Genomic DNA, 15,221 nt, shown 5'->3' with positions numbered 1-15,221 from the left:
TGTGCCATGGTAAACCTCCTTGTTTTTCTATCCGTTTGGTAGTGGGCTGCCTCGTTGTTTGCAGCCCGTTGGGCTGCTGCCCTTGATAACGCATTGCGTTATAGCCGACAATATGATGCAGTGCGTTATGATTGTCAAGCGGATATTTCGTTTTTTTATAAAACCCAATCCGATCGCAGAATCGATCAAGCCTCCAACGAGGCGAAGCACAATAGTGAATCAACATCCAGTGAAAGCACTAATCCTCGGGCCGTGGTTGTTGATGATGAATCCAGTTATTTCGGACAGGATAGAATGAACATTGCTGGCGGAATCACTTGTGGCAGGAAAAATAAGGCGCAATCTTGCACAATTATTTCTTGCCGCGACCCTTAGAGCCGGCCTTTCTTGACAATCGCCACCAGCAGCCAAATGCCCATAAGGGCGGCGGCCAGAAAACCGATGATGCCGATCAGCGAGATGCCGTAGAAAAGTGGCGGGGTCTTGGAGATGACGATGAGTGCCGAGCCGATGATCAGTGCAGCGATGATGATCGAAAAAGAGATGCGGTTGCTGATCTGATCGTGGGTGGCGAGCATGCTCTCCATGCTTTTCAGATCCAGCATGAAGGTGAATTTCTTCTGGCGGATGGTGCGGGTGATCTCCAGCAGGTCCTTGGGGAACTCCTGGATGAAATCCATGTACTGGGCGAAGATGCTCACTGCATCGCTGCCCAGGCGTTCGGCGGAAAAACGCGAGAGCTTGACCTGCCGGATAAAGGGCTCGGCGTGGGCGATCATGTCGAAATCGGGATCCAGCATCAGGCCGACCCCTTCGACGGTGCTTAGGGCCTTCATCATTAAAAAAATCTCGGGCGGGAGGCGCAGCCCGTGCTGGGCGGCCAGCTCCAGCAGGTGATGCAGCAGTTTGCCGATCTGGATGTCCTTGAGCGGCTTGTAGAGATGCTCTCCCAGAAAGTCGGCCACGTCCTTGCCCAGCAGGCGCAGGTTGGGCTCATCGTCCCAGAGGGTCAGCTTGAGCAGCACCTGGGTGGTCCGTGGCTCGTCGCGGCGCACCACGGCATCCACCAGTTCCACGAAGGCCTCGCGGGTGTTGCGGTCAACGGTACCCATCATGCCGAAGTCAAGCAGACAGATCACGTTGTTGGGCAGGACGAAGAGATTGCCGGGGTGTGGGTCGGCATGGAAGAATCCATGATCGAAAATCTGGGTCAGCAGGATGTCGGCACCGCGGCGGGTGATCAACTGGCGATCGTAGCCCTTCTCGTCCAATCGGTCCAGCAGGGAAACCTTGATACCGTCCACGAATTCGGTGGTCAGCACACGTTCGGTGGTCTCCTCCCGACACACCTTGGGAATGTAAACCGTCTCATCGTGCAGAAAGGAACGGGCCACGCGTTCCATGCTGGTGGCTTCCAGCGTATAGTCCATCTCCTTTTCGATGGATCGGGCAAACTCTTCGACGATCTTGACCGGGCGGTGGTGGGCGATCTCTTCGATGTGGCGCTCGGCCAGGGTAGCCAGGTGGAGCATGATCTCCAGATCCACCTCCACCAGCTTGCGGATCCCCGGCCGTTGAACCTTGACGGCCACATCCTCACCGTCTTTGAGGCGCGCCCGGTGAACCTGCCCGATGGAGGCTGAGGCCAGGGGTTCCGGATCCAACTGGTCGAACAGGTCGTCGGCCGGCCGGCCGGTTTCTTCATAGATGATTCGGCGGACGTCAGCAAAGGGGAAGGCGGGAACTTTGTCCTGCAGCTTGGCCAGCTCGCGGACGAAATCCACGGGCACCAGGTCCGGGCGGGTGGAGAGGATCTGGCCCATCTTGATGTAGGTGGGTCCCAACTCTTCAATGGCCAGTCGCACGCGCACCGCCCGCGAGAGGCGCTCCACGCGTTCACCACGGTTACGGGAGATCACCTGAAGCCCGATTTCGATGTACTGATCGATCTTGAGCAGTTCGACAATATCCTCGAAACCGTATTTGAAGAGAACCGCCAGGATCTGCCGATAGCGGTTCAGGTTTCGATAGGTGCGACCGATCACACCAATTTTGCGTATGCTAATCATTCAGGCCGCGTCAAGACGTATCCGCTTCGCTCTGGCTGCTGATCAGCGTCTTCAGGTCACGAATCTCTTTTTTCAACCCCTTGAGCTCGTCCTGGGTCACTACGTCGGCTTTCTTGAGCAGTTCCTTGACGCTCTTTTCCACGCGTTCTTCCAGTTTCTTTTGGGCGTCTTCGTATCGGCTTTGAATGTCGTCGACAAACTTTCGACCTTCGGTTTCGGTCATTTTACTCTGCTCGGCCACCTCCTTGGCCAGATCCTCCACCTCGTCCCAGGCCTTGAGGGCTAATCCAACGCCGGCAAGCATGCTCTTTCTGACCAAATCAAACATCGGTGTCTCCTTCATTAATTAATAAGAAAAAGTTGCAGTTAAACCGGCAACCGAGGGCACCGTCTCCGTCGGCTGCTACATGCTAAGCGCGATGTCATGACGGATATGGGCGAATCGGCAAGCCAACTCGGTTGAGCCGTCATCTGCTCGGTGGAACGACAGCGCGAATTTAACACAAGGCCCCTGTCTTAGCAAGGTGTTTGCTTTACAACAGATTCAGACAATCCGCCATTGGGACAACCCAACCGATTGCCGGGAATGACAGCTGCATGTCGACACCCGAAGAGGCCGGTCGACGAGGAAAAATCACATCGGACATTCTCCTTGACTGTTTTCCCCAACTGGCTTAATGATTTGTGGGTCGTCCGGCGGTGATGGGCTGCCCGGACACAAATTTCAACTGAATAAAGGAGCACACAATCATGCCAGTATCCATCGCCATGGCCGGAAAAGGGGGGACCGGAAAAACCACCGTCTCCGGCATGTTGATCAAATACCTGGTCAGCCGGGGCAAGTCCCCGGTGCTGGCCGTCGATGCCGATGCCAATGCCAACCTGAACGAGATCCTGGGCCTTGAGGTAACCGATACCCTGGGCAACGCCCGCGAGGAAATGAAGAAGGGCATCGTGCCCAGCGGTATGACCAAGGATGTGTTCATATCCATGCGACTCGAGCAGGCCGTCATGGAGCAGCAAGGCTTCGACCTGGTGGTCATGGGCCAGCCCGAGGGGGCCGGCTGCTACTGCGCTGCCAACACCCTGCTGACCGGTTTTCTGGAGCGCCTGTCCGGCAATTATCCCTACGTGGTCATGGACAACGAGGCGGGCATGGAGCACCTGAGCCGGCTCACCACCAATAACGTGGATGTCCTTCTCATCGTCACCGACACCTCCCGCCGGGGCCTGCAGGCGGGACTGCGCATCCACCAACTGGCCAAGGACCTGAACATCGGTGTGGAAAAAAGTTACCTCATCATCAACCAGGCCAAGAGCGATCCGGCCGAGGTGGTCAAGGAGATGCTCGACAGCAACGGCCTGGAACTGGCCGGCGTCATCCCGGATGATGAGCAGGTGTACGAATTCGATATGGACGGCCGCCCCACCATCGACATCGATGATGGCAACCCGGCCCTGAATGCAGCCTATTCCATCTTCGACAAAATCATCCCTTAGACCCGGACCCACCGGAAGAGGAAGCCTATGAAGAGAACCGGCTATTTGCATGACAACAGGTATCTGCTTCACGACACGGGACCCTATCACCCGGAAATGGCCGACCGGTTAATCGCGGTGTACAACGGCATCAAGGAAGCCGGACTGCTGGACCAGTTGACCCTCATTCCGGCGGTTCGTGCCGACCTCAAGTGGATTGAAACCGTCCACGACCCCAAATACATCCGTCGCTTCGAGGAGGTCTGTCTGTCCGGAAACCGCACCTTCGACTATCCCGACAACCAGATGTGCGTGGACACTTACGAGACCGCTTATTTGGCGGTGGGGGGCATACTGGACACCGCCCGGCGGATCATGGAAGGTGAGCTGGACAACGCGTTCTGCGCCGTCCGTCCTCCCGGCCACCATGCCGAGCGGGATCAGGCCATGGGGTTTTGCTACTTCAACAATGTCGCCATCGCCGCCCGCTACCTGCAGATGGAGCACGGCATCCAGCGGGTGGGCATCATTGACTCCGACGTCCACCACGGCAACGGCACCCAGCACATTTTCGAAAAGGACCCCACGGTATTCTACTACTCCATTCACCAGCACCCCTCCTTCTCCTTTCCGGGAACCGGCCGCGAATTTGAGGAAGGCGCAGGGGACGGTCAAGGGTTTACCAAGAATTCATTGGTATTGCCCGGCCAGGGGGACGACGTCTACGAACAGCTGATCCTAAGCGATCTGCTGCCGGCCTTTGAGCGGTTCAAACCGGAAGTGATCATCGTTTCCACCGGCTTCGACGGTCACCGTGACGACGACATGTCTGACGTCAACCTCTCCACTGAAGGGTATTCCTGGATTCTGGAAAACATCATGAAATTGGGCAACCAATATGCCGCCGGCCGGGTGATTTCGGTACTGGAAGGGGGTTATTGCCTGGATCGACTGGGGGAACTGGCCACCAACCACGTCAGGATTCTGCTCAACGGATGAAAACTAACTACTGATTGTTTGGAGGATAATATGTTTGTCAGCCGATCCATGGTTTCACAAGTCATCACCATCGATAAGGATGCATCCGTTTTTGAAGCCCAGGAAAAAATGGCGGCCAACGGTATTCGCCACCTGCCCGTCGTGGAAGCCGACAACCGCCTGATCGGCATCGTCACTGACCGGGATATCCGCAGTGTCATGCCCTACAGCCTGATCAAGGAAAAAGGCATCGCCCGGGAGCGGGAAAAACTGGCCCACCTGAAGGTGGCAGATATCATGACCCGCAATCCCAAGACCATTTCACCCATGTACACCATCCAGGACGCCTTGTTGATGATCCAAAAGGAAAAAGTGGGGGCCTTTCCCGTGGTGGACGACAAGGGCGAGCTTCAAGGGATTTTGTCCGTGAGGGATCTGCTGCGGGCGTTCATCAATGTCCTGGGCATCGGCCAGCCCGGCACCCTGGTGGGCATCGAAGTGGAAGAAAAAATCGGGCAGATGAAAAAGATCGTGGATGCCATCACCGAAGAGAACATCTCATTCGGCAGCGTTCTGGTGGCCCGGACCTGGGATGAGGGCAAACGGGCGGTATTTCCCTACCTGCTCACCAACAACGTGTCCAAGGTCAAGAAAAAGCTTTCCACGATGGGGTACAAGCTGATCAATCCCATGGACTGGTACCTGGACAGACTGCCGAAAAAACAATAGGCGATCAGCGAAAATGGAGCCCGCAGCCATTGAGGCCAGTCCTTACCAGGACCTTTACATCTACTACCTGTCCGGACGGTTCCGTCCAGGCCGGGATTTCGATCCGGAACACTACATTGGCTGCTGGGAAGAGGGAGAATTCTCTTTTCTCTTTTTCACTCATCCGAACATGGCCCTGGTGGAAACGACCGTCAACCGTCTGGCGGGCCTGGAACTGCTGGACCACTACCACATGACCTATGACCAGTGGCAGGGCGGCGACATCGTGCCCTGCCGCATCGGCCGATTTGCCATCTCGCCCCCGTGGTTCAAGGTGGACAAGAAGAACACCGCTACCACGATCGTCCTCGACCCGGGCGTCGTTTTCGGCACCGGCACCCACCCCACCACCCGTGACTGTCTGGAAGCCCTCCAGCTGGCCTTCGAAGACACCCCCCTCCGAAGCGCCCTGGACCTGGGTACGGGTACCGGCCTGTTGGCCCTGGCGGCGGCCCGGATGGGCTGCCCGAAAGTCCTTGCCGCGGACCTGACCCTTCTGGCCGCCCGCACCGCGCAAAAGAACGTGAGGCTCAATGGCCTGTCGGAGCGAATACTCGTGGTACAGGGAGATGCCGAGAAATTTATGGACTTCCCGAGCGACCTTGTGGTAACCAACATACATTACGACGTTATGAAAAACCTGATTGGGACCTCGGGTTTCCTGAAGAAAAAGCGCTTCATTCTGTCCGGGCTGATGCGCAGTGAAGCCGCACGTATCGAATCGACGCTGGCCGGTCTTCCGGTGGAAATTATTCGCCGATGGGATCAAGACGGCATCTGGCACACCTTCTACGGTGCATCGTATTGACATGCGGAGATAAAAAGGACTGACCATGGTCATCACATGCTGGGGCTCCAGAGGGTCCATACCCGTCTCCGGAAAAGAGTACATCAAGTACGGCGGTGATACCACCTGCATAGACATCCACACGGACAGTGACGACATCATTATCGTGGATGCCGGCACCGGCATCCGGCGGCTGGGCAACCATCTCATCGATCAGGGCCGTTACCGCTACAACTTCCTGCTCACCCACGGCCACTGGGACCACCTCATGGGGTTCCCTTTCTTCAAGCCGCTGTTTCTCAGTCGCTCCGAAATTCACATGCACCGGGCACCGTTCAACAAAAAGTTCATGGAAAGCATGTTTTCCAAGGTGATGGCGCCGCCCAATTTCCCGGTCCGATATTCGGACCTCAAGGCGAAGATCGTCTGGGAAGAAGGCCATCCGGCGGAGTTTCAGATCGGGTCGGCAACCGTGGTGCCCATCCCCATCAGTCATCCCAATACCGGCAAGGGCTACAAGTTCATTGAAAACGGGAAGACCTTCGTATTCCTCACCGACAATGAACTGGATTTCGTTCATCCCGGCGGGCTGCCCTTTAAGAACTATGTGGAATTCTGCACCGGAGCGGATCTGCTGATTCACGACGGAGAGTACACCCAAACCGAGTACCGTAAACACATCGAATGGGGGCACTCCTCCTACACCGACACCCTGCGGCTGGCATTTGAGGCAGGGGTCAAGCGCCTGGGCCTGTTTCACCTGAACCAGGAACGCACAGACGACCAGATGGATGCGATCGTGAAACACTGCCGGCAGATCATCACCGAAAAAGGCCGGACCCTGGAATGCTTCGCCGTGGGCACGGACATGACCTTTACGTTATAAACGTGTTAAGTTTTAAGGATTGATTATAAGGCCGATTCAGAACGCCCTCCCCTTAAACCTGCGACTTCAAACTTAGCACTGAATAATACCACCATGATCGAACCGATCGAACACGCCGCTGACATTCTGTCCAAAGCCAAATCCGCCGTGGCCCTGACCGGCGCCGGCATCTCCGTGGAGAGCGGGATTCCACCCTTCCGGGGCAAAGGCGGCCTGTGGGAAAAGATCGATCCCATGAAAGTCGCCCATATCGATGCATTTCTGGATGATCCGGAGACCGTGTGGAAGCTGCTGATCAAGGACATGAAGACCGTACTGGACACAGCCCGACCCAACCCCGGACATATCGGGCTGGTCGATCTGGAACGGCTGGGCATCCTGAAGACCGTCATTACCCAGAATGTAGACGGCCTGCATCAGATGGCGGGTAACAGCGACGTCATTGAATTTCACGGCAATTTTGCCTGGCAATCCTGTCTGGACTGCAACCAGAGCATCAAAACCTCACAGGTGGATCTGACGCAGATGCCCCCACGATGCAGCTGCGGAGGCATCCTTCGACCGGATTGTGTCTTTTTCGGCGAGATGATCCCCCATGACGCGTTGATTCGTTCCCAGCGGGTCTCGGCGGCCTGCGACGCCATGCTGGTGATCGGCACTTCAGCCTTGGTTCAGCCGGCAGCCACCATGCCACTCATTGCCAAGGACAACGGCGCCGTCATTATCGAGATCAACCCTGAACCCACGCCGCTCACCTCGCGTATCAGCGATCTGCCACTGCTGGGCGGTGCCGGAAGCATCATGCCCCGCCTGCTGAAGGCCATCCGGCGGCGGGGGCCTTCCACCTGACAACCATTGACACCCTACTATCTCCCTATGAAAACGTAGGCGTTCAGGGGTTCAACGGTTCAGGGTTCAGAAGTTCGACATTCAACTCTCAAACCATCAATCCTGGACTTTTTTTGCGATTTGGGGTTAAAAAAAAACCAAATTATAATACAGCGAGTTGAATTGGACGTAACATTTTGGAATATTTCTATTAATAGATCATCTGAAGCTCAGTGGCTGTCTCAGGCGCAAGCAATCCCGAGCTCTGAACCCTGAACCCCGACAAACCGGAAACGACAAATCGCAAGCACCAAAGTTCATATAAATTACAAAGTTCAAATCTCAAATCTCAAAAAAGGGCAAAAACTGGAGTTGATTGCCGTTTTGAATTCTCCAAATATTGATAATTGGAATGTTAAGCGACTGAACCCCAAACCCTTGAACACGCCATGATGCATAACAACCGCTGGGTAAAAAAGGTCACCCTGCCCCCTCCTTCCCTGGGGGACAACACCGCCGATGCCGACCGACTGGCGGCGGCATTGAAAAAATCACTGGGAATCCGGACCGTCCACATGGATCTGGCGCTTTTGAAACAGCTGCCCGCCCGGCTGCGGGAATGGAATTTTCGGGCCACCGCCGTATGGTTCAAAGATGATGGCGGCAACGGTATCCTGGCCCACCTGGCCGCACCGGATACCGCCGACACCCTTTGCGGCCTGGCCGTTGATCTGGGCACCACCCGCGTGGTGCTGCGCATCATCGATCTTTCCACAGGCGCTCACCTGGGCGAATCGGTGTTCGACAACCCCCAGATCACAGTCGGTCCGGATGTGCTGGCCCGCATCCACCACGTGGAAAAACCCGACGGCCTGAACCGGCTCAATCGCCTCATTGTCGACGGCATCAACGATGCATTGAAGGTCCTGTGCGACGGATGCGGCATATCTCGCGCAAACATCCACCTGATGTCAGTGGCCGGCAACACGGCCATGACCCACCTGCTGATCGGCCTCAATCCCCGGTGGATGATCCGGGAGCCATATATTCCGGCGGTAAACCGGCCCGGCGTGATCACCGCGGCCGAGCTGGGCATCCACGTTCACCCCACCGCAAGGGCGCTGATCTTTCCCAATGTGGGCAGCTACTTCGGCGGCGACCTGATTGCAGGCATCCTTTACTGTGACATGGACCAGCGGGACGAAACAGCCATCCTGGTGGATGTAGGCACCAATGCGGAAGTGGTCCTGGGTAACCGCAAATGGATGATGGCCTGCGCAGGTGCGGCCGGCCCAGCGCTGGAAGGTGGCGTCACACGCATGGGTACCATGGCCGGCCCGGGAGTCATCGACCGAATCGCCATCGATCCGGATTCAATGGCGGTTGACATCCACACCATCGACAATCAGCCGCCCCGGGGCATCTGCGGCTCCGGTGTCATCGACCTGGCCGCAGCCCTGTTCCGATCGGGAATGATCGACATCCGCGGAAAACTGCTGCCCGATCGCTGCGGGGATCGTTTTAAACTGAAAGACGGGCTGGGGCATTTAACCCTCGTAACCGCCGACCAGTCGGCCACGGGCCAGGATCTTGGCGTCACCCAGGCAGATCTGGACAGTCTGGTCCGCTCCAAGGCCGCCATGTACACCATCCTTGAAACCATCACCGGCAGCGTGGGTATGCAGCAGCAGAATCTGGAAACCTTTTTCGTGGCCGGCACCTTTGGCGCCTACATTGATCCGGCCTCCGCCATCACCATCGGCATGATCCCGGACCTGCCCTTAGCGCGCTACCACAGTCTGGGCAACAGCTCGCTGGGCGGCGCCACGAGGGTGCTGGAAAATCCCGAGTGCTTCGACCGCGTCAATCAAATCCGCGACGGCATCACCTACTTGGAGTTGAACGTGAACCAGGACTTTATGAACCGCTTCTCCGCGGCCAAGTTCCTTCCTCACACGGACACCTCCCGGTTTCCTTCGGTTCGATGGCCCGATGGCCGTTAACCGCCGGTCAACACCCCGTTTTCGCGCCTGATGACCTGCCGGATTGCCGAAACCGACCGATCTTCCGACCGATCTGGCCGATTCATCGACTTCGCCGGGAGGCAGGCCGACCCGACGGCCAATGGCCCAAACCGGCCATTTTCTCACCGCTTGAAACGACTCATTCCGTATTCTTTTCAGCAGGTTGGTTCCTACCAAATAAAGCCTTGAAAGGTTCTGTGCATTATGATAGTCGATGGTTTGATTTTTTCTACCCACATGTGCATTACAACCCAACTCCAAAAAGGATCGAGACCACATGACGTCGAAGAAACAGTTGCTGTTTGCTTACGGTCTGGCAATCCACCTGTTGCTTGTCGGCATTATCTGCTATGCCGCCTTTCCGGTCAACGCGCCCGATGAACCCATTCGTATCATGTACCAGACCAATGCCGGAAAAGTCCTTTTTGATCATTACACCCACTCCGCCGCATCCGGTTACGGGGCAAGCTGCTTTGACTGCCACCACCATCCCAGCGACGACGACAATGCACTGATTGCCTGTGGTGAGTGCCACCAGGCACCAGCCGAAGACGGTTCCAAGCCGGAAGGATGTCTGGATTGCCACGATGAGAGCGACATTGAGGATTCGGAACTGCCGGCACGGGCGGATGCATTTCACCAGCAGTGCATCGAATGTCATGAGCAGTTTGAAGCAGGACCGCCGTCCGGCTCGGAAAACTGCTCTCAATGTCACGTCCTGTAATCGAGGCAGTCAGCGTTGATGAAGCTGTATGGAAGTAATCATTTTTCACCGCGGCCCTAACAAAAGGTTAAGCTATGCGAAAGCGATCATTCTTCGGTCTGTCCAAACCTTGCTTCAACTATGAACTGGCCACCGGCACCGTCGCCGATCCGGTGGCCATCCCGACACCGGAAACGGTTACCCTTTATATCAAGCAGGAACTCAAGCGTGCGAGCAGCAGCCTGAAAGTGGGCACACCGGTAAAAACCGGTCAGCGGCTGGTGGTCAACGAAGGCGACGACATCTGCGCCATCTCGTCGGTGACCGGCACCATCTGCGAAATCGCCCCTTTCCTTGCCGATTTCGGACGGGCATGGACCGCCGTCACCATCAAAACCGAAGGAAGCGATACACCGGACACTGAATTTGCCGAAGCCATGCAAGCGCCGTCCTTAGAGACCCTCAACCGCTATCTGGCCACCTGCCCCGGCGAGCCGGACATCGGCCCGTTGATGGACGAACGCAACCCTGTTCACACGATCGTCATCTACGGCGGCAATGCCGATATTCTCATCGATACCAGCCTGTATCTGTTCAAACAAAGCGCCGAAGCGGTCAACGCGGGCATCGAAATTCTGAGAAAAGCCACGGGCATCGAGGACATCGTCATCGTGATCCCGGAAGAGAGCGTACAGAACTACTCCGGCCATCTGGATGCCCGCATGCAACCGGTTTCATCCCAATACCCCTATGCTCAGCCGCTCATGGTTCTGCACCAACTGACCGGGCGGCTGCCCGATGAAAAAGGCATGGCATCCATGGGTGTCCATTTCATCCGTGCAGAAGCCGTGGCCGCTATCGGCCAGGCTTTCTCGTCCGGCAGCCTGCCCGTTGAAAAGACGGTAGCCGTCATCGACAAGCAAGGAACAAAGCACCTGGCCCGGGCGCGGGTGGGGACACCGGTGGGCGTGCTGCTCAAAACCTTCGACGTGCAGGTCAACGACCAGGACAAGATTATTTTCGGCGGGCCAATGACCGGCAACGCCATCTACAGCGAAGACCTGCCCATCGGGCCGGGTACCGACGCCATCCTAGTTCAGGACAAAAGCGTCATTCCCTTATACAGCGACTATCCGTGCATCAATTGCGGCGATTGCGTGCGCATCTGCCCGGCCAACGTACCGGTGAACCTGCTCGTTCGCTTTCTGGAAGCCGGACAGTATACCGAAGGCGCCGACCTTTACGACCTATACTCGTGCATCGAGTGCGGCCTGTGCAGTTACGTCTGTGTGTCGCGCATTCCCATCTATCAGTATATCAAACTGGCAAAATACGAAATAGGACGGATCACATCTGCGGAGGAGCTGAATGAACAGTAAGAAAACGCTAATCGTATCCCACGCACCGTTCTGGCATGACGGCAGCGGGGTTCCCGAGCGAAGCTACCACACCATGATCGCCGCCCTCCCCGCCGCTTGCGTGGGAATCGCCTATTATGGAGCGCCTGCGCTGGGCGTTATCAGCCTGGCCATTGCCTCGGCGATTCTCTGGGAACTGCTGTTCAATTACGCCAGCAAACGGTCGATTACCGTAGGCAACGGCAATGCGGCCCTGATCGGATTGCTGATCGCCATGGTGCTTCCCGCATCGGCACCTTGGTGGCTCGTCCTCATCGGCACCTTCCTGGCCATCGTCATCGGCATGCAGATATTTGGCGGCATCGGTGCCAACCCGTTCAATCCGGTGGCCCTTGCAATCGCCATTTTAATGGTGTCCTACCAAAACCATCTCGATTTCGACGCCGCATTGGTCAACTTCTCACTCGACTTCCCTTCCACAACGGATCCGCTGGCCGCCCTGAAAGCCTTCGGCCCAGCGGCTGTTGAGAACCTCAATCCCATTGATCTGCTCATGGGACGGCAGGTGGGCGGTCTGGGCAGTTCCTGTGGTTTGGCCATCGCCATCGGCGGCATTTACCTCATGCTTCGGGGAATCATCCGCTGGGAAATCAGCATCGCTTTTATCGTCGGCGTCTTCATCAGCGCCATGCTATTCAACATGTCCGATCCGGTTCGCTACGCCCCGCCGGCATTCCACCTGCTCACCGGGTATACGCTGCTGGGAGCCTTTTTCCTGGCCACCGAATCCTCATCTTCACCGGTCAACTTCATTCCCATGCTCATTTACGGCGCGCTTGGCGGTGTTATGACCGTCCTGATCCGCAACATCGGCGCCTATGTGGATGGCGTGATCTTCGCTATTCTCCTGATCAATCTGATAAATCCGCTGGTCGATAAGATCAGACCCAAGGCAATTGGAAAGGTGGCGTGACATGGGTGAAATGATCAAAATGGTTGTGGTTTTGACCATTCTCAGTGTCATTTCAGGCGGCGGCTTGAAAGGGCTGGAGGAATGGGCCAAACCCAAGATTGAAAACAATGTGATGAACCTGGTCAAAGGGCCCGCCATCCGACAGATCCTGGAAGCGGCCGACAACGACCCCGTGGAAGACCGATTCAAGATCACCGACGGTGACCAAGAACGCAATATCTTCGTGGGCGTATTCGGTGGTGCAGCCGATACGGTCGTGGTGGAAGCCAGTGCCAACGGGTATGGCGACAAGGTCGGTATGGTGGTGGCAATCAACATGGCGGATGATTCCCTGCGCGGTATCGCTGTTACCACTCACAAAGAGACCCCAGGCCTGGGCGCCAGGGCCAAAAATGATCCCAGTTTTGCCGCCCAATTCGCGGGCAAAGCCATCACCAGCCCCTTCGGCGTCACCAATGACGGCGGCCAGATCAGTGCCCTGAGCGGCGCCACGATCACCTCACGAGCCGTTTGCAGCGGGATCAATCAAGCCGTCGAGACATACAACAGGCTGAAACCGCAGCTGGAAGAACAAATCAAAGGCATAGGCAAATAAAGGAGTTTACTCAATGGCCAAATCGTTCGCTTCTGAATTTACCAAAGGCCTCTGGAAAGAGGTCCCGCCGTTCCGGCTGGTTCTCGGCCTCTGTCCGGTACTGGGCGTGACCACTTCCATGAAAAACGGCATCGGCATGGGGCTGGCCACCACCTTCGTCCTGCTTTGCTCCAACATTTTGGTCAGTCTGCTGAGGAAGGTCATCCCCGCCAAGGTGCGCATCGCCTGCTTCATTATCATCATCGCCACCTTCGTCATCGTGGTCGAACAGATGATGCAGGCCTTTGCCTACACCCTCTTTTTAGACCTTGGCGTGTTTATCCCGCTGATCGTGGTCAACTGTATCGTTCTGGGCCGCGCCGAGGCATTCGCCTCGAAAAACGGTGTTCTCAAATCGACCGCCGACGGTCTGGGGATCGGTCTCGGATTCACCTGGGCGTTGGGTCTGCTGGGCGCCGTGCGTGAACTGATCGGAACCGGCTCCCTGAAAGGAGACGTGTTCGGGCTGATCCATTGGGACGTCCCCAATTTCTTCGGTGCCGCTTTCGAACCGTTCGGCTTTGCCGTCCAGGCGCCAGGCGCGTTTGTGATCCTGGGATTATTGCTCTGTGCGATGAACCTGATCCCCAGCAAATAGCTTCGAGGAGTTAAGCTACCATGGAATATATCGAAATCATCATCGCCACCATTTTTGTCAACAACATCCTGCTGGCGCAGTTCTTGGGCAACTGCCCGTTTTTGGGAACCTCCAAGAAGATGGAAACCGCTATGGGCATGGCCATGGCCGTCATCTTCGTCCTGGTCATGGCCGGTGCCATGACCTGGCTGATCTTTAACTACTTGCTGTTGCCCAACAACCTGGTATTCCTGCGAACCATCGCCTTTATCCTGGTGATTGCGTCCCTGGTGCAATTCGTAGAGATGTTCCTGAAAAAAAGCATCCCGGCCCTTTATGCCGGGCTGGGCATTTTTCTGCCGTTGATCACGACCAACTGCGCCGTGTTCGGTGTCTGCGTGCTCAACATCGACAAGGAGCTTGGTTTCGTGCCGGCCCTGGTCACATCCTTCGGATATGCTGCCGGTTTCGGCCTGGCGCTGATCATTTTCGCAGGGCTGCGCGAACGCATCCTGCTGGCCCGCGTGCCCAAACCGTTGCAGGACACCTCCATCGCCCTGATCACTGCCGGCGTTATTTCACTGAGCTTCTATGCCTTTCGCGGCATGGTGTAGATTGAATCAAGGAGGTTTTCGTGACCATCGCTATTCTTGTTATGCTGGGCATTGGCGCAACCTGCGGTATTATCCTCAGTGTTGCCTCCAAAGTCTTCTACGTCTATGAAGATCCGCGCATCGCCGAAGTGGAATATTTCATGGCAGGCGCCAACTGCGGTGGCTGCGGCTTTGCCGGGTGCAGTGCGGCGGCCGTGGGTGTCGTTGAAGGCAAGGCCGGCCCCGGCGTCTGTGTGGTCGCCGACTTGGAAGCGGCCATCAATATCGCCGGCGTGATGGGTGTGGATCCGGGTACAGCCGAGCCCCTGAAATCCCTCAACTCATGCAGCGGCGGTGACCGCGCCGAGGACAATTTCATTTATAACGGCGCCATGACCTGCGCGGCCATGACCGCTCTTTACGGGGGCAAACGGGTCTGCTCCATCGGTTGCATGGGAATGGGCGATTGCGTCCAATCCTGTCAATTCGATGCCATCCACATGGGCCCGAAGGGGTTTCCGGTCATCGACGAATTCAAGTGTGTGGGCTGCGGCGCCTGTCAAA

At 56.6% G+C, this 15,221-nt stretch carries 17 protein-coding genes; 14 read left to right on the top strand and 3 right to left on the bottom strand.

Annotation, left to right across the window (positions count from 1 at the left end; all coding sequences use genetic code 11):
- The 3 genes from QNK41_RS13375 to QNK41_RS13365 form a co-directional block, all read right to left on the bottom strand.
- Positions 1 to 226 (bottom strand): hypothetical protein (locus tag QNK41_RS13375; RefSeq protein ID WP_319257732.1); only part of this gene is annotated, 226 nt, incomplete at its 3' end.
- Positions 227 to 371: 145 nt separating this feature from the next.
- A complete protein-coding gene (locus QNK41_RS13370) occupies positions 372 to 2,069 on the bottom strand; it encodes an AarF/ABC1/UbiB kinase family protein (protein ID WP_319257730.1) in 1,698 nt (565 codons plus the stop codon).
- Between the two features lie 10 nt (positions 2,070 to 2,079).
- Complete coding sequence (locus QNK41_RS13365) at positions 2,080 to 2,397, bottom strand: hypothetical protein (protein ID WP_319257728.1); 318 nt, start codon at positions 2,395 to 2,397, stop codon at positions 2,080 to 2,082.
- Between the two features lie 422 nt (positions 2,398 to 2,819).
- Here QNK41_RS13365 and QNK41_RS13360 point away from each other — a divergent pair, with 422 nt between their 5' ends.
- From QNK41_RS13360 to QNK41_RS13295, 14 genes are all read left to right on the top strand, one after another.
- Entirely contained in the window at positions 2,820 to 3,569 is a 750-nt protein-coding gene (locus tag QNK41_RS13360) for an AAA family ATPase (RefSeq protein ID WP_319257726.1), read from the top strand.
- A gap of 27 nt (positions 3,570 to 3,596) precedes the next feature.
- Entirely contained in the window at positions 3,597 to 4,547 is a 951-nt protein-coding gene (locus tag QNK41_RS13355; protein WP_319257724.1) for a histone deacetylase, read from the top strand.
- Between the two features lie 30 nt (positions 4,548 to 4,577).
- On the top strand, positions 4,578 to 5,255 hold the full coding sequence (locus QNK41_RS13350; RefSeq protein ID WP_319257722.1) for a CBS domain-containing protein: 678 nt from the start codon (positions 4,578 to 4,580) through the stop codon (positions 5,253 to 5,255).
- Between the two features lie 13 nt (positions 5,256 to 5,268).
- Positions 5,269 to 6,102, top strand: a complete 834-nt coding sequence (locus QNK41_RS13345) for a 50S ribosomal protein L11 methyltransferase (protein ID WP_319257719.1) — start codon at positions 5,269 to 5,271, stop codon at positions 6,100 to 6,102.
- A gap of 25 nt (positions 6,103 to 6,127) precedes the next feature.
- Positions 6,128 to 6,967 carry an MBL fold metallo-hydrolase gene (locus QNK41_RS13340; RefSeq protein ID WP_319257717.1) on the top strand — a complete coding sequence of 280 codons (840 nt, stop codon included), beginning with the start codon at positions 6,128 to 6,130 and terminating at the stop codon, positions 6,965 to 6,967.
- A 93-nt stretch (positions 6,968 to 7,060) separates the two neighbouring features.
- Positions 7,061 to 7,816: an NAD-dependent deacylase gene (locus tag QNK41_RS13335; protein ID WP_319257715.1), complete on the top strand. Its 756-nt coding sequence runs from the start codon at positions 7,061 to 7,063 to the stop codon at positions 7,814 to 7,816.
- Between the two features lie 428 nt (positions 7,817 to 8,244).
- On the top strand, positions 8,245 to 9,798 hold the full coding sequence (locus QNK41_RS13330; RefSeq protein WP_319257713.1) for an ASKHA domain-containing protein: 1,554 nt from the start codon (positions 8,245 to 8,247) through the stop codon (positions 9,796 to 9,798).
- Between the two features lie 298 nt (positions 9,799 to 10,096).
- Positions 10,097 to 10,543 carry a cytochrome c3 family protein gene (locus tag QNK41_RS13325; protein ID WP_319257711.1) on the top strand — a complete coding sequence of 149 codons (447 nt, stop codon included), beginning with the start codon at positions 10,097 to 10,099 and terminating at the stop codon, positions 10,541 to 10,543.
- A gap of 74 nt (positions 10,544 to 10,617) precedes the next feature.
- Positions 10,618 to 11,901 carry a 4Fe-4S dicluster domain-containing protein gene (locus QNK41_RS13320; RefSeq protein ID WP_319257709.1) on the top strand — a complete coding sequence of 428 codons (1,284 nt, stop codon included), beginning with the start codon at positions 10,618 to 10,620 and terminating at the stop codon, positions 11,899 to 11,901.
- Positions 11,891 to 12,853, top strand: a complete 963-nt coding sequence (locus tag QNK41_RS13315) for an RnfABCDGE type electron transport complex subunit D (protein WP_319257708.1) — start codon at positions 11,891 to 11,893, stop codon at positions 12,851 to 12,853. Before QNK41_RS13320 ends, QNK41_RS13315 begins: the two co-directional genes overlap by 11 nt.
- A 1-nt stretch (position 12,854) precedes the next feature.
- Positions 12,855 to 13,448 (top strand): RnfABCDGE type electron transport complex subunit G, encoded by a 594-nt coding sequence (rnfG, locus tag QNK41_RS13310; RefSeq protein ID WP_319257706.1) that lies wholly within the window; start codon positions 12,855 to 12,857, stop codon positions 13,446 to 13,448.
- 13 nt (positions 13,449 to 13,461) lie between these two features.
- Positions 13,462 to 14,085 (top strand): electron transport complex subunit E, encoded by a 624-nt coding sequence (locus QNK41_RS13305; RefSeq protein WP_319257704.1) that lies wholly within the window; start codon positions 13,462 to 13,464, stop codon positions 14,083 to 14,085.
- Between the two features lie 20 nt (positions 14,086 to 14,105).
- Complete coding sequence (locus QNK41_RS13300) at positions 14,106 to 14,678, top strand: electron transport complex protein RnfA (RefSeq protein WP_319257702.1); 573 nt, start codon at positions 14,106 to 14,108, stop codon at positions 14,676 to 14,678.
- Between the two features lie 20 nt (positions 14,679 to 14,698).
- On the top strand, positions 14,699 to 15,221 hold a 523-nt coding region (locus QNK41_RS13295), incomplete at its 3' end, for a (Fe-S)-binding protein (protein ID WP_319257700.1).

Origin of the sequence: Desulfosarcina sp., assembly GCF_033791525.1 — a bacterium.
In the GTDB taxonomy this organism is placed as follows: domain Bacteria; phylum Desulfobacterota; class Desulfobacteria; order Desulfobacterales; family Desulfosarcinaceae; genus Desulfosarcina.
Note: the sequence above shows the minus strand (reverse complement) of the source record. Positions and strands in the feature narration are given on the sequence as shown.